This window comes from Streptomyces sp. NPDC004658 (assembly GCF_040609555.1).
In the GTDB taxonomy this organism is placed as follows: domain Bacteria; phylum Actinomycetota; class Actinomycetes; order Streptomycetales; family Streptomycetaceae; genus Streptomyces.
This window is the reverse complement of sequence record NZ_JBEXKG010000060.1, coordinates 1-18830: the sequence shown is the minus strand read 5'-3', so window position 1 is coordinate 18830 and position 18830 is coordinate 1. Positions and strand designations below refer to the sequence as shown.

Below are 18830 nucleotides of genomic sequence, written 5' to 3'. Positions count from 1 at the left end.
TGGTCAGAACCTGTGATGAACCCCCCCAGCGTTGACCCGTACCCGTACCCGTACCCGGCCGGGGCCGGCCTGGGGTCGCGCGGGACGAGAGCGGCTCGGGAGGGGCGTGGAGGCGGGGCCGGCGCAGGACGGCGGTGGACTCGGCGGCGGGGCACATCGGCGCGGTCCAGGACCGGCTGCCCGGGGTAGGGCGTGGCCGGGGGCGAAGTCGCGGGCCGGCGGAGAAGGCACCGGGGTGGCGCGCGGCACTCGCCCGGCGGCGAGGTACAACGGGGCGAGCTCCGGCCGGTCCAGTGCCTCCAGCACCCGGGGGACGTCGGCGGTCCAGCGCGCCCGAACGGAAGAACTCACCCCGTATTCGGCCTGATTCGCCGGCACCAAACCCACCAGGCCTCGGCGCCCCTCGCGCCGGCGTCCGGCGGATGTGAGACCGCTGTCGTAGCAGTTGGGCGCGCCCCCCTGGCCCACCGCCGCGCCGGCCGCGGCAAGCGCGGTTCGGGTGAATCGGACGTGTCGGTAATCGTGTACGAGCGGGTGTGAAGTGGCGTGCCTCTCGCGGAGTGTGGGAAGCGGGATGCGTGCGCGGGCCGCGCTGCGGCAGGGGCCTGCAATGTCTCGCTGACGACTGCGGCGCGCGGCCGAAATCCTGTCAATATCTATTGGTAATTTAAGAGAAACAAGGCCGAAGTGCGCCCGATACCTTGACACTCAGAGTCCCATCGAGGCAGTGTTCGACAACGTTGTCGGCCACTTGGCAACGTTGTCATCGGTCCTGGTCGACTGGCCTCCCCTTCCTGGTTTTTCCCTGGTCTTCCCTGATCGGAGCCTTGTTCATGTCGGATCAGCCCTCCGCCCTCTCCAGGCGTACCGTACTGTCGGCAGGATCCACCCTGCTGGCGGGATTCGGTCTCGGCATGGGCCCCTTCGCTTCCCCCGCCACAGCCGAAACCGGACACACCGACCGGGACTCCCCGGCCGAACTCGCCATCTACCGGCCGGTTTCGGTGTCCTCGACCGACTACGCCCCCACCCCCGCCGAGTTCGCCGTGGACGACCTCGCGGTGCGCGGGGTCCGAGGCAGCGGCTGGCGGGCTGCGGAGGGCGACCCTCAGTGGATCAAGGTGGACCTCCAGGCCCTGTGCGAAGTCTCCTCCGTGCGCTTGGTGTTCGAGGCCACCTCGGACGACCCGCCTTTCAAGGAGTCCCCCACCGGCAGCCCTCGCGACAACACCACCGGTCAAGAGATCCTGTCCAGTTGCGCCGTGGAGTTCGTCATCGAGGCCTCCCGTGACGACAAGGCCTGGACGGCGATCTACCGCACTGATTCCGGCAAGGGCGGCGAGATGGACATTCCACTGCCCGAGCCGGTCACCGCGCGCTGGGTGCGCATGACGGTCACCAAGCGCTCCAACACCAACCCTCTGGGCCTCAACGGCTTCCAGGTCTACGGCACCTGTCGCTTCCGCCGCCCTGAGGTCACCGGCTGGACCGACTGGGGCCGGCACGAGCGGCACCCCGAGCCGCTGCGGGCGGCTGACGACGGCACCTTCCCGCTGGAGTCCGGCTGGGATCTGACCATGGACGATCGGGCTGGCGCCGGAGGTGCTGCTCTGTCGAGCACGGAGCACGACACGAGCCGCTGGCTCGCAGCCACCGTCCCGGGCACCGTGCTGACCTCGCTGGTGGACCAGGGTCATCTGCCCGACCCCGTAGCCGGATTCAACAACCTGCACGTGCCCGAAGCCCTGTCCCGGCACTCCTGGTGGTACCGGCGAGAGTTCGCCTTGCCCAGAGACCTGCAGATCGGCTCGGGACGGCACGTCTGGCTGGAGTTCGACGGCGTCAACCACGAGGCCGAGGTCTGGTTCAACAGCACCAAGGTCGGTACCTTCGCCAACCCGTTCTCCCGCGCCTCGTACGACGTCACCAAGCTCCTGTCCGCTGGCAGCCAAGCGCTGGCGGTGAAGATCACCCCGATGCCGTTTCCCGGCAGCCCCACCGACAAGGGCCCGGCCGGGCTCGCGTTCGTGGACGCCGGCGCCAACATGATGAACCGCAACTCCCCCACCTACCTGGCGTCCTCTGGCTGGGACTGGATGCCCGCGGTGCGTGATCGCGCAGCCGGCATCTGGAACCACGTCCGGCTGCGCTCCACCGGCGCCGCCGTCATCGGCGACCCCTGTGTGGACACTCTGCTGCCCGACCTGCCCGACACCGGTACAGCGGAGCTGACTGTCATCGTCCCGGTCCGTAACGCAGACACCGCCGACAAGAACGTCACTGTCACGGCCGCGTTCGGCAACGTGAGGGTCACGCAGACCGTGAAGGTGCCTGGCGGAAAGGCGGCCGACGTCGTCTTCGCCCCCAAGACGTTCCCGCAGCTGCGGCTGCACAACCCCGAACTGTGGTGGCCCAACGGCTACGGTGAGCCGAACCTGCACAGCCTCACGCTGACCGCATCCGTGGACGGCCGGGAGAGCGACCGCCGCACCACCCGCTTCGGGATACGCCAGTTCGGCTACGAGTACGGCACCGTCCCCATGATCTTCCGGTGGAGCAGCGACATCTTCACCCAGGCCGTGGACTTCGACCGGCAGAAGGCCCGGTACATACGGATCCTGTGCCACACTCGCGCCACCCAGTGGGGCTTCTCGATGTGGAGCCTGTCGGTCCTCAACCGGGCCACTCCCGGTGACGATCTCGCCCTCGGCAAGAAGGCGACCGCCTCGTCCTCCGACGATCCCTCGCACGAGGCGAGCAATGTCACCGACGGCAACGGCGACAGCCGCTGGGCCTCCTCCTTCGACGACGAGCAGTGGCTCCAGGTAGACCTCGGATCCTCAATCTCCTTCGACCGGATCGCTGTCACCTGGGAGCAGGCGTACGCAAAAACGTACACCGTGCAGGTCTCCGAGGACGGCTCCGCATGGACGGACGTGAAGGACGTCGACAACGCCGCCGCGCCACTGCCGTTCAATACCTCCGGCGCGGCGAGCATGCAGAACGTCGAATTCGACCCGGTCACCGCTCGCTATATGCGTGTGTTCTGCCGTACCCGCGCCACCGGCTGGGGCTTCTCGATGTGGGACCTGGCCGTGGTCGACAGCGCCAGACCCGGCATCAACCTGGCGCTGCGCAAGACCGCGACCGCCTCCACCGAGGGCGAGGGCACGGTCGCCGGCAACGCGGTGGACGGCGACGTCAACACCCGGTGGACCTCGGTCTACGAGGACGACAGCTGGATCAGCTTCGACCTCGGCGCCCCGGAGCGGTTCGACCGGGTGGCGATCACCTGGGAGCAGGCGTACGCACGGACGTACACCATCCAGGTCTCCGACAACGGGACCGACTGGAAGGATGTCACGTCGGTCGACAACTCCATCGCGCCGCTGAAGATCAGCGTCAACGGCGTGCGGGTGTTCTGCCGGGGCGGCAACTGGGGCTGGGACGAGCTGCTACGGCGGATGCCCGCCGAGCGGATGGACACGGCCGTACGCATGCACCGCGACATGAACTTCACGATGATCCGGAACTGGGTCGGCTCCAGCAACCGCGAGGAGTTCTACGCCAGTTGCGACAAGTACGGTCTGCTGGTGTGGAACGACTTCCCCAATGCCTGGGCCATGGACCCGCCGGACCACGACGCGTTCAACAGCACCGCGCGCGACGTGGTGCTCCGCTACCGCATACACCCGAGCGTCGTCGTGTGGTGTGGGGCGAACGAGGGCAACCCGCCTGCTGCGATCGACGAGGGCATGCGTGACGCGGTGCGCTCCGGGGCGCCCGGCATCCTGTACCAGAACAACTCGGCCGACGGAATCGTCACCGGCGGCGGCCCCTACGGCTGGGTGGAGCCGGAGAAGTACTTTTCCGCGTCGACGTACGGCAGCAAGAACTACGGTTTCCACACCGAGATCGGCATGCCGGTGGTGTCGACGGCACAGACGATGCGTCAGCTCGTCGGCGACGAACCCGAGTGGCCGATCAAGGGCGCCTGGTACTACCACGACTGGAGCACCCGCGGGAACCAGGCACCGCAGAACTACCGCGCGGCCATCGAGACAAGGCTCGGCGAGGCGAAGGACCTCGACGACTTCTGCCGTAAGGCGCAGTTCGTCAACTACGAGAACTTCCGCGCCATGTTCGAGGCCTGGAACGCCCGGCTGTGGGACGACGCCAGCGCCTTGCTGCTGTGGATGTCTCACCCCGCCTGGTACAGCACCGTGTGGCAGACCTACGACTACGACTTCGACGTCAACGGCGCCTACTACGGCGCCCGCAAGGCGAGCGAACCCGTGCACGTGCAGGCGAGCCCGGTCGACGGGCAGGTCATCGCCGTCAACCACACCCCGCGTGCGATCCGCGGGGCCACCGTGACGGCCCGCTGGTACGACCTCGACGGCCGGCAGGTGGCCGACGAGCAGAAGGCGACCGTCGATGTCCCGGCTTCCGCCACGGCGAAGGCATTCACCACCGATCCGAAGGCCGCCCTGCCCGGCCTGTACCTGCTGCGGCTACGGTTCACCGACGCGCACGGGAAGAGACTCTCGGAGAACACGTACTGGCGGTATACGAGCCCGGCGGCCATGCAGGCACTGAACAAGGCCAGGCGAAGCAGGGTCTCGGTGGACGTCACCGGCTCGCAGGGCGCCTCAGGTGGGCGACGCGAGCTGAGGGCCAAGGTGACCAACCGGGGTTCGTCGGTTGCAGCGATGGTGCGTCTGTCCCTGGTAGACACGAGTTCCGGGCGCCGGGTCCTGCCCGCCGAGTACAGCGACAACTACTTGTGGCTGCTGCCTGGCGAGTCCCAGACGGTCACCGTGACCTGGCCCAACCATGCACACGCGGCGCGGCCAGGGCTGCGAGCCGAGGGCTACAACGTGCCCGAGGTGACAGGCCGGGCCTAGCCGGAGCCATGTGCGGCCGGGCGGAGTCCCGGCCGCTACGTACGCGAAAGTGGCCGCGCTCGCTCCCCATGCCGGGCCGTGCCTCGGCTGGTAACGCCGGGTCGGTCCGATCGCGACGCCCCGATGACGGCGCTTCCCAGGGCCGGCTGCGTCGTGCTGCAGACCAGGTCGTCCACTGATCCACCATCAGCTCGGAAAAGGGCTGACGCGCCACCGCTACCGAAACCAGGAGGTCCGACTCATGCGGTCACCCCGTTCCGCCGTGTCCCGACGCGCCCTGAGAACCCTGGCGGTCCTCGCCCTCACGGCTGTCACGACCGGTCTTGCCACCACCGTCGAAGCTGCGCCTTCCCCTACGGCCACGACACCAGTTCAGCACCCGCACGCGGGCATCGACTCCCCGCTCGCCGCCAACCCCTATATGGGCTGGTCCAGCTGGAGCATGCAGTCCTCCAAGTACCCCGGTCTCAATCCGAACGGCAACTACAGCTGGCTCACTGAGGCCAACGTCATCAAGCAGACCGACGCCCTGGCCGCCAAGCTCAAGAAGTACGGCTACGAGTACGTCAACATAGACGCCGGCTGGTGGATGGACTGGTCCTGGACGTCGCAGTACGACGAGTACGGCCGGCAGAAGGCCGACCCGGTGCGCTTCCCGAGCGGCATGAAGGCGGTCGCCGACCACATCCACTCCAAGGGCCTGAAGGCCGGCATCTACCTCCCGGTCGGCCTGGAGAAAGGGGCGTACAACGACGGCAAGAACCCGATCTGGAACGCCGCGGGCTGCACCACCGGCGACATCGTCTACGACGACCTGCGCACCACCAACGGCTGGGACAGCGCATACAAGATCGACTTTTCGGACCCCTGCGCGCAGAAGTACATCGACTCTCAGGCACAGATGTTCGCCGACTGGGGCTACGACTTCCTCAAGCTCGACGGCGTCGGCCCCGGCTCCTTCAAGAGCGACGACAACGACAACTACAACAACGTGCCCGACGTCGCCGCCTGGCAGAAGGCCATCAAGACCGCCGGCCGCCCGATCCACCTGGAACTGTCCTGGTCCCTGGACATCGGCCACGTCGCGGACTGGAAGAAGTACTCCAACGGCTGGCGCATCGACACCGACGTCGAGTGCTACTGCAACACCCTCGTCAGCTGGGAAGATTCCGTCAACGACCGCTGGGATGACGCCCCCGCCTGGGCCCGCCACGCGGGGCCCGGCGGCTGGAACGACCTCGACTCCCTCGACGTCGGCAATGGCGAGATGGACGGCCTCACCAAGGCCGAACGGCAGAGCTACGCCACCCTCTGGGCCATTGCCAAGTCCCCGCTGTTCACCGGCGACGACCTCACCAGACTCGATTCCTACGGGCTGTCGCTGCTGACCAACCGCGAAGTCCTCGCGATCAACCAGGGCAACACCCCTCCGGCGGCACCCATAACGCCTTCGGACCCGCAGCAGGTCTGGGCGACGAAGAACCCCAACGGCACCTACACCGTCGCCCTGTTCAACCTCTCCGACCAGCCCTCCGCAGTGACTGCCGACTGGTCCGCACTCGGATTCACGGGCAAGGCGAAGATCCGGGATCTGTGGCGCCACGAGAACCTCGGCCTGACTGCTGGCAAGATCACCAAGACGCTGCCCGCACACGGCTCCCGCCTCTTCACAGTCACACCAGTCGGCCACCTTCTGGGCTGGACAGGAATAGAGGCGGAGGCAACTTCCAACACACTCACCGGCAACGCCTCCGTCGCTGACTGCTCCGGCTGCTCAGGCGGTCACAAGGTCGGCAACCTCTACATCGGCAGCAAGCTGACCTTCAACAACGTCGTCGTCCCCAAGGCCGGAAAGTACCAGATCAGGGTCTCCTACATCAGCGGTGATGCCCGCTCCGCCTTGGTCTCTGCCAACGGCGACGGCGCAACCAGCCATAAATTCGCCTCTACCGGCGACTGGTCCACCAGCAACAGCGTCTACGTCGCGGTGAACCTTCAGGCCGGCACCAACACCGTGACCTTTGACAGTGGCACCGGTTACGCGCCGGATATCGACCGGATCGACGTACCGACTTCCTCCTGACACCCTGCCCGGCTGCGGCGGGCCTCTGCTTCGTCCACGGCAACGGGTCCGACGCCACCGTCCTCACACCACAGCTCACCGACACCCTCCTGGCGGGCGTCACCCGCGACTCCCTCCTCACGATCGCCGACGACCTCGGGTACGCCACACGCGAGACCCTCATCAGCCTTCAGGACTGGCAGAGCGGCTGCGCGGACGGCTCCATCAGTGAAGTCTTCGCCTGCGGAACGGCAGCCGTCGTCACGCCCGTCGGACAGGCCAAAACCAGCACCACCAGTTGGACGATCGCCGACGGCCGACCCGGCGCAGTGTCCCTGCGCCTGCGCGACACCCTGCTGCGCCACCAGACCGGACGCGAGGCCGACACCCATGGCCGGCTCCACACCGTCCAGGAAGGCACAGCAGTCGTGGAGTCCGCGCGTGACGCAGTGATTGTCGACGTCGTCCGGACGCCGGCGGGCAAGGGCAAAGCCGGTGGCGCACTGTCCCACGTCCACCCCGTGGACCTTCTCGCCGATGTCCTCACCCACCTCGCCGAACGAAACCACCTCGACCCGCACCTCGTCGACGACGTCATCGGCGGCTGCGTGACCAAGTCCGGCCAACAGGGTGTGAACATCACCCGGACCGGGTCGACCGGCAGTGCGGGTCCAGCCAACAAGCGGTCCACTTCGCCGCACACGCCATCCAGGCCGGAGCCGCCGACACCGTGATCGCGTGCGGCGTGGAGTCCATGAGCCGGGCCCCCATGCGGTCCGACGTGGGCGACGCCGACCACCTCGGTCCCCGTGTCACCGAGCGCTTCCCCGGCGGACTGATTCCGCAAGGGCTCTCCGCGGAACTCCGCATCCTGGCGCGCGCCTCAGTTGCGCCCCCACCTCAACACCGTCATGGCCCGGCCTGGCTTGTCGGCGGCCGCATGCAGCGGCGAGCAGCAGCTCCTGCTGGCCGGTGCCCACTCCTGGGTCAGGGCGGTGACCAAGGGCGGCTTCGTCGTCTAGGAGACGGAGGCCGTCTTCGACGAGCTCAAGACCCATCAACGCGGCGCCCGCGTGGTGCTCGGCAGCAACATCCCCGACCGGGTCCTGCGGCAGATCTGCGCGCACCTGCTGGTCCACCACGCGTTGCGCGAGCTGATGGCGAAGACCGCCGCCACCCGGGGCCCGGATGCCGACCGGATCTCCTTCACTCAAACCCTGCGCTCCGCCCGGCGCAGCGTGACTCTCACTCCAGCCAGCTTTTCCCCTCGGCTGCCGGTCACAACCCTCATCCTGCTCCAGCACGACCTGCTCGAACGCCTGCTGCCCCCATAGACGCCTGCGCAGCCAGCCGCGTGTCGTCAAACGCAAGATGTCCAACCGCCTCAAATGGGCCGACAACCACACCTAGTGCCAGCCACCCGCACCGGCACCCGAGCCATCCGCGTCCAAGGCCCCCAATCCGCAGACACTGAAGCAACTGCAGTGGCCCTAGGCAGACTCGCGCAGCCGCAGTGTGGCCCTGACCGCCGCCTCGTCGTGGCTGAGCGGTCCGCTGCGGGCCAGCAGCCGTGCGGCCTGCTCGACGGCGAGTGCGCCGAGTTCGCGGGTGTCCAGCGCGACGGTGGTCAGGGCCGGCTCGACGAGGGTGCCGAGCTGGAGGCCGTCGAAGCCGATGACCGCAAGGTCATCGGGAACCCTGCGACCGAGCCCTCGCGCGGCGCGCAGCGCCCCGATGGCGATGATGTCGTTGAACGTGAACACGGCGGTCACGTCGGGGTGTGCTGTCAGGAGTTCACGCAGGGCGTGTTGCCCGCCGTCGATGCTCTGCTCGGCACGGCTGACAGCGGCGGATTCCAAGCCGCAGGCGGCCATGGCGGCGGCGTACCAGTGGTGCCGGATGCTCGGCTCGGAGCGGGCGGCGTGGTCGAGCATGCCGATGCGATGGTGTCCCGCGTCGACCAGGTGCCTGATCGCCTCGTGGACACCCGCCTCGCCGTCGATCCTGATGGCGTTGAACCGTTCGGCGCGGTGCTCACGGTCGATGAGCACGACGGGTAGCCCGCGGGTCAGCTTGTCGATCTCGTCCTCGGGCAGGCTGAGGTAACCCACGACGGCGTCCACCTGCGAGGCGATGACCTCCAGAGTGCCGCGCTCCTCCTCCACGCGGTCGCCGGTGTCGTAGACGACGACGTGCCAGCCGCGCTTGCGCGCGGCCTCCAGTGCCCCGGCGGCGACCTCGGTGAAGAACGGGTTCAGCAGATCGGGGATCACCAGGCCGACACTGGTGGAGTCCTGCCGTACAAGTCCCCGGGCGAAGCGGCTGGGCCGGTAGCCCAGCTCCTGGGCGGCGTCCAGCACGCGCTGCTTCGTGGAGGCGTCGATCTCACCCTTGTCGTTCAGCGCCCGTGACACGGTCTGCCGCGATACTCCGACGGCCCGCGCCACATCGTCGATGGTCACCCTGCGCGGACCGCCCGCAGACGACGCCATCACTCACCTCTGTCCGTTCGGTGTCACTCCAGAGCCTTGACACTTGTCCGCACATAAGCGCAGACTCCGAATCGCTTTGCTCCCGTGAGCGCTCACGTTACCGCTCACGGCTCTTTGTTCCAACCCGCCCAGGCACCCGCCGCCAGTCGTTCTCTGGGAACGGATTACATGAGCAACACAGTCACGCGCACGCGCCTCGCCGCCCTTGCCGCGGCCACCGGCATCGCCGTACTCCTCGCCGGCTGCTCCTCGCCCACCGGCACGGACAAGACCTCGGCACCCTCGTGTGCCCCAGCCAAGGGGAAGGTCGTCCTCCAGTACTGGAACACCGTTCCCGGCATGGACAAGGTCGTTGCGCTGTGGAACAAGAAGAACCCGGACATCCGGGTCGAGACGAAGAACATCTCCAACGACCAGTACGGCATCCTCGGCAACGCCCTCAAGGCGGGCAAGGCGCCCGACCTGGCGCAGGTGGGCTACGACGAACTGCCCGACCTGCGCACACAGAGCGCCTTCGTCGACGCCTCCGCGTGCAAGGCCGCCACCGCTGCCAAGTCGAAGTTCGTTCCCTGGACCTGGTCGCAGACGAGCTTCGGCGGAACCGGCGTGTTCGCGCTGCCGCAGGACACCGGCCCGATGGCGCTCTTCGTGCGCAGTGACATCTTCGAGAAGCACGGCGTGGCGGTCCCCAAGACCTGGGACGAGTACGCGAGCGCCGCGCAGAAGCTGCACAAGGCGGACCCCAACCTGGACATCACATTCTTCGACCCGAACAACGCCGAGTGGTTCAACGGCCTGCTCTGGCAGAACAACGCCGAGATGTACAGCTACTCAGGCGACAAGTGGCACGTCACCGTCGAGTCGGAGCAAAGCAAGCAGGTCGCCGACTACTGGCAGAAGCTGATCTCCGACAAGCTGGTGCGCACCGACCTCGCCAACGGCTCCACGCAGATGTACGCCGCATACCAGAAGGACCAGATCGCCAGCTACGTCGGCGCCGCCTGGGGCTACAGCATGTTCCGCGACAACCTCCCCAAGCAGGCCGGCAAGTGGTCGATCGTGCCCATGCCGACGTGGGGGTCGAACGGCTCCTCGGGGGACTGGGGCGGCTCCACCGTGGCGTTCATGAAGGGCAGCAAGCACCTGTACGAGTCGGTGAAGTTCAACACCTGGCTCAACAGCGACCCCGAGGCTCTGGCGATGGAGAACGAGCTCGGCGGTCTCTACCCGGCCGCGAACGCGGGACTCCAACTGCCGGCCCTGTCCAAGGGGGTTCCGTACTACGGCAACGAGAAGATCTTCGACGTTTTCGCCGACTCGTCCAAGAAGATCGACACCAGCTTCGCCTGGGGCCCGACTCAGAAGACGGTGAACCTGGCGCTGCAGGACGCGATGGCCAAGGCGGCCGCCGGGGACGGCACCCTCGGCGACGCCCTCGCCAAGGCACAGGCGACCGCGCTGAAGTCCATGAAGGACCAGGCCATCCCGGCCACGGCGGGCAAGTGACCGCAGCATGACCGACATCGCCACCCGGGCCACCCACACGCCCCGTGCGGTGCAGTCGCCGGGGGGTCGTCGCCGTCTCAGCGGCGGCGGCCCCCGGGCCGGTACCGTCCTCGCCTTCATCACCCCCTTCTTCCTGCCGTTCGTGCTGTTCTACCTGGTTCCGGTCGGCTACGCGCTCTGGCAGAGCTTCCGCGTCGTACGGCGCACAGGCGGCCAGTACGGCACCTCGTACACGACCTTCGGCGGTTTCGAGCAGTACGGGCAGGTCTTCCACGACAGCGAGTTCTGGTCCAGCATCGGCCGCATCGGCCTTTTCGGCATCGTTCAGGTGCCGGTCATGCTGTTCACCGCGCTGATCATCGCGCTGCTGCTGGACACTCCCCTGCTGCGGCTCAAGGCGTTCTTCCGCATCACGGCCTTCATGCCCTACGCGGTGCCCGGTGTGATCGCCACGATCATGTGGTCGTACCTGTATTCGCCGCAGCTGAGCCCGGTCGTCGAACTCCTCGAAGGCATCGGCCTCCAGCCGGACTTCCTCGGTGCGGGCGCGGTGCTGTGGTCGACGGCCAACGTCTCCACGTGGCTGTGGACCGGCTACAACATGCTGATCATGTACTCGGCGCTGCAGTCCGTCCCGCAGGAGCTGTACGAAGCGGCCCGCATCGACGGTGCGAGCAACTGGACGATCGCCTGGCGCGTCAAAGTGCCGATCATCTTCCCGTCGATCGTCCTGACCACGGTCTTCTCGATCATCGGCACACTCCAGCTGTACGCCGAGCCGGCCGTGCTGCGTCAGATCTCCTCGCACATCTCCAGCACGTTCACGCCGAACATGCTCGCCTACGCCGTGGCGTCCGGAAACAACTACCAGCAGGCCGCGGCCATTTCGGTGGTCATCGCGGTCATCACGTTCGTCTTGAGCTTCGGCTTCATGCGACTGACCTCGAAGAGGGCGGGGCTGTGAGCACGCAATCCACGACCCGGGAAAGCCGCGTCAGCCGTACCGCGGTGATGGCGCTGATGCTGCTGCTGACCATCTACTTCCTGCTGCCGGTCTACTTCCTCGTCGTCGCCGCGACCAAACCACAGGGTGATCTCGCCTCCACCAACGGCCTGGCCTTTTCACACTTCGACCTGTTCCAGAACCTGCGCATCCTGTTCACCCGCAGTGACGGCATCTTCGGCCGGTGGGCCCTCAACACCGTCATCTACGCGGTGCTGGGCGCCGCGGTGGGCACGCTGATCTCCGCCCTGTGCGGCTACGCCCTCGCCAAGTTCCCTTTCCGGGGACGGGAGTTCTTGTTCTCGGTGATCCTCGGCGGTGTCCTCGTCCCCACGACCGCGCTCGCCCTTCCGCTGTTCCTGCTGTTCTCGGCGACCGGACTCGTCAACACCTATCTCGCGGTGTTCCTGCCCAGCATCGTCAGCCCGTTCGGCGTCTACCTCGCACGCATCTTCACCAACGCCGCGGTCCCGCAGGAGCTGATCGAATCGGCGAGGCTGGACGGCGCGGGCGAGTTCCGCACCTTCTTCTCGGTGGCGTTCAAGCTGATGACGCCGGCGCTGGTGACCATCTTCCTCTTCCAGTTCGTGGGGATCTGGAACAACTTCTTCCTGCCGATGGTGATGCTCCAGAAGGAGTCGCTCTTCCCCATCACACTCGGCCTGTACGAGTGGAACGGCCAGACGGCACGCGCCCCCCTGCTGCAGGAGTCCGTGATCACCGGCTCTCTGGTGTCGATCGTCCCGGTAATCGTCGTCTTCATCCTGCTACAGCGGTTCTGGCGTTCCGGACTGGCCGCCGGATCGCTCAAGTGACATCACGCCCCACCCCCCGACCCGCACACGAGAAGGTTCCCCCAGCCATGCCCGAGTCTGCCGTGTTCGTGCCCCACTTCCATTGGGACCGGGAGTGGTACGAGCCGTTCCAGGTCTTCCGGCACCGGCTCGTCCAGGCCCTCGACACCGTCCTGGAGACGGCCGAGGCAGACCCGGACTTCCGGTTCACCGTCGACGGGCAGATGGCCGCCGTCGAGGACTATCTGGAGATGCGCCCCGAGAACCGGGACCGGCTCGCGGCGCTGGTCCGCGAGGGCCGACTCGCCGTAGGCCCCTGGCTCATCCTCCTCGACGAATTCCTCTGCTCCGGCGAGACCATCGTCCGCAACCTGCAGATGGGCTGGGCGGCCGCGGAGCGCCTGGGCGGCGCCATGCCCATCGGCTACCTGCCCGACATGTTCGGCCACATCGCACAGATGCCCCAGATCCTGGCGCGCGCCGGCATCGAGCACGCGGCCCTGTGGCGGGGCGTCCCCGGCACTGTCGACGGCCACGCCTTCCGCTGGCGGGCCCCCGACGGCTCGGAGGTGCGCACCGAATTCCTCTTCGACGGCTACGACAACGGCCTGGACGTCCTCTTGGTGCCCGACCGGATCGGCAGCGCACTGCAGGAGTACGCGGGGATGACGGCCGAACGATGGGGCGGTGACCCGGTGCTCGCCATGGCCGGCACCGATCACCACGCACCCGATCCGCGCCTGGCGTCCTGGCTACGGCGGGCCGCCGAACAGGGGCGCGCCATCACCGTCGCGACGCTCGACGAGTACATCCGCAAGCACGTGCGGGACGAAGTGAACGCCGTCGTCACCGGCGAACTGCGCAGCCACGTGCGCGGGAACATCCTGCCCGGCGTGCTGTCAGTGCGGCTCGGCCTCAAGCAGCGGATGGCGCTGGCCGAACGCACCGTCGACCACGCCGAGCGTATGAACGCGCTGTACTGCGCGCAGGACGACTCGCCCTTCCTCACACTCGCCTGGCGCAAGATCGTCGAATCGACGGCCCACGACTCGGTGGTGGGCTCCGGCACCGACGAGACCTGTGACCAGGTTGCGGCACGCCTCGCCGAGGCCGCACAGACCGCCCGTGCGGTGCGGGACGCGGCACTCGCCGGGTCCGCCGCCCTGGTGCCCGCGGACGGATACCTGGTCGCCAACACACTGACGTCGGCGCGTACCGCGCTGGTCGAGGTGGACGTCGTGGCACCCGCCGAAGGATCGGTCCTGATCGCACGGTCGGCCGATGGGTCCGTACAGCCCGTGCAACTGGTCTCCGAGGCCCCGACCGTGCTCAGCGACGAACGCATGGACGCCTCGCAGCTGGAGCGGGTGCTGCGCCGCATCCACCGCCGCGAGCTCTTCGGCCGCCTCATCGACCACTACGAACTCACCCCCCACTCACTCGTCTTCCACCTCGCCGAAGTCCCCACCAGCGGCCCCTTCGACCTGATGGTCCTGCGTCGGGACGTCGCCGCAGCAGCCGCAGCGCACCCGGGCGAGTGGCAGGTGCGGACACTGACGGAGGCCCGCGCCAGCGCCTTGGTACCGGTGCACGTTCCGGCCCTCGGCCTGACGAGCTTCCGCGTCGAGGCGGGCGAGGCGTCCGCCGCGGACACGCCGGCCGCCCCCGCCACCGCCACGTCGCGCGCCCTCTCCAACGGACTGGTCGAGGTCGAAGTCGCCGCGGACGGCACCCTGGACGTGACCGGCCCCGACGGGACGGTCCTGTGCGGCGTCGGCCGGCTCGTCGACGGCGGCGACCGGGGCGACAGCTACAACTACGCTCCCCCGGCCCAAGACATGCTCATCTCCGAGCCGACACAGGTCGCCGTCGACCTCCTTGAGAGCGGTCCGCTGCGCGCCCGGCTACGCGTCACGCGCGTCTACGCATGGCCCGCCTCGCTCTCCTCCGACCGTGACGTGCGCAGCGAACAGTCCGTGCCGACGCCGGTGGAGATGCTCGTGGAGGTACGCACCGGGGAACCGTTCGTCCGTGTCTGCACCTCGTTCCTGAACCGGTCCGCCGATCACCGGCTGCGTCTGCATGTGCCGCTACCGGAGTGTGCGGACAGCTCCGCGGCGGCAGGGCAGTTCGCGGTCACCGAGCGCGGTCTCACCGCGGAGGGCGGCTGGGGCGAGTACCCCCTGCCGACCTTCCCCGCCAGTTCCTTCGTGTCGGCGGGCGCGGCCACCGTACTGCTCGACCACTCCAGCGAGTACGAACTGGTGGAGGAAGGATCAGCCCTCGCCATCACCCTGCTGCGCGCCATCGGCTCGATCAGTGTCAACATCCACCCGCTGCGTGACGAACCCGCGGCGAGCGAGATCCCCGCGCCGGGGGCGCAGGAGCTCGGCATGCGCATCGAGCACCGCTTCGCCGTCATCCCCACGGCGGCCGGCTGGCAGGACGCACGTGCCGTCGCCCTCGCCGAGGAGTTCCGCAACGACGTGCTCGTCACCCGCGGCACCGGGCCCGGCGGCCGACAACTGCCACCTGCCGAAGCCGGGATCCGGGTCGATGGTGAGGGCGTCCATGTCTCGTGCGTTCGCCGCATCAACGACGACATCCTCGGCGCGGGCACCGAGATCCGGCTGACCCGCATGCGCGACACCGCGTCCACGGTCCGGCTGACCGGGGCGTTCACCCAGGCCACCACGGTCGACCTGCTCGGCAGAGCCCTCGCGCCGGTACCGGTGCGCGACGGACTCGAACTCTGCCTCGGTCCCTGGGAGATACGCACTCTCGTGGTCAGGTGACCGTCAAGCCCCCACCGAGTGTGCCTGTTGCTAGCAGAAAGTTGTCACTCTTGCCCTCCGAGCACTCCGCCCTCGTTTCGGACATCACACCGGGGCGTGGCGCACTCCGGCCCGCCCGCTCCTGGCTCCACTCCGACGCCCCCTCCCTCTCCCTGAACGGCCCTTGGCGGTTCCGGCTGTCGCATACGGCGTCGGTGACGGAGGACTTCGCCGCAACGGACTACGACGACCACGGCTGGGACGACATGATGGTGCCCTCGCACTGGGTGCTCGAGGGCGACGGCGCCCACGGCCGGCCGATCTACACCAACGTCCAGTTCCCCTTCCCGATCGACCCGCCCTACGTCCCCGACGACAACCCGACCGGCGACTACCGGCGCGTTTTCGAACTGCCCGCGGGCTGGACGGACGCGGAGCGAGTCGTGCTGCGCTTCGACGGCGTCGAGTCACTGTTCCGGGTGTGGGTGAACGGGGTGGAGGCCGGCAGCGCCAGTGGCAGCCGCCTCGCCCACGAGTTCGACGTGACGTCGTCGGTGCGTCCGGGCGGCAACGTCGTCGCCGTCCGGGTGCACCAGTGGTCGGCGGCGAGTTACCTCGAGGACCAAGACCAGTGGTGGCTTCCGGGCATCTTCCGCGACGTCACCCTCCTCGCTCGCCCCGTGGCCGGCATCGGGGACGTCTGGCTGCGAACCGGGTTCGACTCCGGTCGCGGGCGCATCGACCCCGAGGTCGTAGCCGACGCGGCGGCGTTCCCCGTCACCCTGCGCATCCCCGAGCTCGACATCGAGCAGGTATGGGCCACGGCAGCCGACGTCACACCCCTGGACGTCCCCGAGGTCGCACCCTGGTCGGCCGAGCGTCCCCGCCTCTACCAGGCCACCGTGTCCAACGCGGCCGAGACCATCTCCCTGCGCGTGGGCTTCCGCACCGTCGAGATCCGGGGCGACCAGTTCCTGGTCAACGGCCGGCGCGTCGTCTTCCACGGCGTGAACCGCCATGAGACGCACCCCGAGCGCGGCCGTGTCTTCGACGAGGAGCACGCACGCGAGGACCTCGCCCTGATGAAGCGGTTCAACGTCAACGCCATCCGCACCAGCCACTACCCGCCCCACCCGAGGCTGCTCGACCTCGCCGACGAGCTCGGCTTCTGGGTAGTCCTCGAATGCGACCTGGAGACGCACGGATTCGACAAGGTCGGCTGGAAGGGCAATCCCAGCGACGACCCGGCGTGGCGCGAGGCGTATCTCGACCGCATCCGGCGCACCGTGGAGCGGGACAAGAACCACCCGAGCATCGTGATGTGGTCGCTCGGCAACGAGGCGGGCACTGGCAGCAACCTGGCCGCCATGTCCTCCTGGGTCCGCGCCCGCGACGCCGGCCGGCCCGTGCACTACGAGGGCGACCATGCCGGTGAGTACACGGACGTCTACTCCCGCATGTACGCGTCCGTGCCGGAGACCGAGGCGATCGGCACCGGCGGTTCGCGCGTGCCGCTGCTCGACTGCACCCCCGCCCAGGGGGCGCGCCAGCGTACGAAGCCGTTCCTGCTGTGCGAGTACGCCCACGCCATGGGCAACGGCCCTGGCGCTCTCGACCAGTACGAGGCGCTGGTGCGTCAGCACCCCCGGCTGCACGGCGGCTTCGTGTGGGAGTGGCGCGACCACGGCATCCTGGCGAAGGCCGCGGACGGCAGCCTGTTCTATGCCTACGGCGGTGACTTCGGCGAGGTCGTGCACGACAGCAACTTCGTGATGGACGGCATGGTGCTCAGCGACGGCACGCCGACGCCGAGTCTGCACGAGTTCAAGGCGGTCGTGCAGCCCGTCCTGTTCTCCTTCGAAGGAGACAAGGTCGCCGTCACGAACATGCGTCACTCGGCCGACACGTCGGATCTGCGGTTCCGGTGGCGTGTGGAGCACGACGGCAGGCTCGTGGAGTCGGGCGAGTGGGAGGTGCCTGTCATCCCGGCGGGCGTATCGGGGCGGGTGCCACTGCCTCCGGTTACCGTCGCGCCGGACGCCGAGACTTGGCTCACCGTCGAGGCGGTCCTGGCCGAGGCTGCCGCTTGGGCTCCGCAAGGGCACGTGGTGGCGACGGCCCAGCTGGACCGCTCGACTCGCCGTCCCGTCCCCACCGTGCCTACCCGATCGGACTGGGCAGCGGGCAACGGAACTCTGAGCTTGGGTGTAGCGGACTTCGTCGACGGGTCTTTGGTGCGCCTGGCCGGACGTGCCGTGGCAGGTCCACGGCTGGAGCTGTTCCGGGCACCGACCGACAACGACGACAGCGCCTCCGGTGACGTCGAAAACAGCGACGCCTCCGTGCCGGGCGTCTCGAACGCCGAACTGTGGCGGCGTGAGGGACTGCACCGACTGACGACGCGGCGCGTGAGCGTCGAGCATGCCGAGAGCGCCCTGCGCACCATCGACAAGGTCTCGGCTGCGGATTCCTCCCTGTTCGTGATGGTGGAGTCCATCTGGACGCTCGACGGTGGAGCGCTCGAACTGCGCGTGGAGATCGAGCCGTCCAGCGGCTGGCAGACGGTGTGGCCGCGGGTCGGGATCCGCCTCGACCTGCCCGACGGCGCACAGCCCGTCGACGGCGCCGAGTGGTTCGGCCTCGGGCCTTTGGAGTCGTACCCCGACAGCATCCGGGCGGCGCACACGGGCCGCTTCTCCTCCTCCGTCCACGACCTGTCCGTCGACTACGCTCGCCCACAGGAAACGGGACACCGTTCCGGACTGCGCGAGTTGTCGCTGACGAGCGGTGGCATCGAGGTACTGCATCTCCTAGCGCTGCCCGACACCCGGGGACGCCGACCCGGCTTCGTTCTCAGCCGGCACACGCCTCAGGAGATCGCCGCGGCCGACCACCCCCATGAGCTCCCCGGATCCACCGCGACGCATCTGCACATCGACGCGGCCCAGCACGGCCTGGGCTCGCGCGCCTGCGGACCCGATGTCTGGCCGGACTTCGCTCTGCGCCCGGAGGCTTACACGCTCCGGCTGCGGATCGGCGGGCCGAGGTGAAGGCGATCAGGTGACGCATCCGACGACGGCGGTGTCGTCCACAGGCAGGACGTAGCTGTGCATCGCCGTCGTCGCGAGACGTGTCTTCACGCGGCGCGGGCGGGAATGCACGAACACGGCAGCACGGGCGCGGGCTCGCCAGTCGTCCCGGGAGCGGCGCGAAGGCGCGGAGGATACGGCGGCGGGCGCGGACGGGAGGCGGCCCGGCGCGGGCGGGGCGCGGCGCGGCCGTAGGACGGGGG

Annotated in this window: 10 protein-coding genes and 2 pseudogenes; 10 read left to right on the top strand and 2 right to left on the bottom strand. The window is 68.4% G+C overall.

The features are described from left to right. Positions 1 to 833: 833 nt before the first annotated feature. The 5 genes and pseudogenes from ABZV94_RS21220 to ABZV94_RS21200 all read left to right on the top strand — a co-directional run bounded on the left by ABZV94_RS21220 (position 834) and on the right by ABZV94_RS21200 (position 8303). On the top strand, positions 834 to 4907 hold the full coding sequence (locus tag ABZV94_RS21220) for a discoidin domain-containing protein (protein ID WP_356342332.1): 4074 nt from the start codon (positions 834 to 836) through the stop codon (positions 4905 to 4907). Between the two features lie 241 nt (positions 4908 to 5148). After that, positions 5149 to 6990 carry a CBM35 domain-containing protein gene (locus ABZV94_RS21215; RefSeq protein WP_356342329.1) on the top strand — a complete coding sequence of 614 codons (1842 nt, stop codon included), beginning with the start codon at positions 5149 to 5151 and terminating at the stop codon, positions 6988 to 6990. Continuing rightward, positions 6987 to 7184, top strand: a pseudogene (locus tag ABZV94_RS21210) (aminotransferase class IV); the annotation flags it as partial. The gene ABZV94_RS21215 and the pseudogene ABZV94_RS21210, both read left to right, overlap by 4 nt. 213 nt (positions 7185 to 7397) lie before the next feature. After that, positions 7398 to 7861 (top strand): annotated as a pseudogene (locus ABZV94_RS21205) (beta-ketoacyl synthase N-terminal-like domain-containing protein); the annotation flags it as partial. A 181-nt stretch (positions 7862 to 8042) separates the two neighbouring features. Next, on the top strand, positions 8043 to 8303 hold the full coding sequence (locus ABZV94_RS21200; RefSeq protein WP_356342376.1) for a hypothetical protein: 261 nt from the start codon (positions 8043 to 8045) through the stop codon (positions 8301 to 8303). A 156-nt stretch (positions 8304 to 8459) separates the two neighbouring features. On the opposite strand, the gene ABZV94_RS21195 is transcribed toward ABZV94_RS21200, so the two are convergent. Further along, positions 8460 to 9461 carry a LacI family DNA-binding transcriptional regulator gene (locus tag ABZV94_RS21195; protein WP_356342327.1) on the bottom strand — a complete coding sequence of 334 codons (1002 nt, stop codon included), beginning with the start codon at positions 9459 to 9461 and terminating at the stop codon, positions 8460 to 8462. 168 nt (positions 9462 to 9629) lie between these two features. Between ABZV94_RS21195 and ABZV94_RS21190 the strand changes: the two genes are divergently transcribed. Genes ABZV94_RS21190 through ABZV94_RS21170 form a run of 5 tightly spaced genes read left to right on the top strand, consistent with a single transcriptional unit; the run spans position 9630 to position 18588 of the window. Further along, positions 9630 to 10967 (top strand): ABC transporter substrate-binding protein, encoded by a 1338-nt coding sequence (locus tag ABZV94_RS21190; protein WP_356342324.1) that lies wholly within the window; start codon positions 9630 to 9632, stop codon positions 10965 to 10967. Positions 10968 to 10974: 7 nt separating this feature from the next. Then, complete coding sequence (locus ABZV94_RS21185; RefSeq protein WP_356342322.1) at positions 10975 to 11931, top strand: sugar ABC transporter permease; 957 nt, start codon at positions 10975 to 10977, stop codon at positions 11929 to 11931. 47 nt (positions 11932 to 11978) lie between these two features. Beyond that, positions 11979 to 12785: a carbohydrate ABC transporter permease gene (locus tag ABZV94_RS21180; RefSeq protein ID WP_356342369.1), complete on the top strand. Its 807-nt coding sequence runs from the start codon at positions 11979 to 11981 to the stop codon at positions 12783 to 12785. Between the two features lie 47 nt (positions 12786 to 12832). After that, positions 12833 to 15559, top strand: coding sequence for an alpha-mannosidase (locus tag ABZV94_RS21175; RefSeq protein ID WP_356342319.1), 2727 nt, complete (start codon positions 12833 to 12835; stop codon positions 15557 to 15559). Between the two features lie 50 nt (positions 15560 to 15609). Further along, the gene (locus ABZV94_RS21170; protein ID WP_356342317.1) at positions 15610 to 18588 is read left to right on the top strand and encodes a glycoside hydrolase family 2 TIM barrel-domain containing protein; all 2979 of its coding nucleotides are present in this window, start codon (positions 15610 to 15612) and stop codon (positions 18586 to 18588) included. Positions 18589 to 18594: 6 nt separating this feature from the next. Here the strand turns inward: ABZV94_RS21170 and ABZV94_RS21165 are convergent. Then, the coding region (locus ABZV94_RS21165) for a hypothetical protein (protein WP_356342315.1) at positions 18595 to 18830 on the bottom strand (236 nt) is incomplete at its 5' end.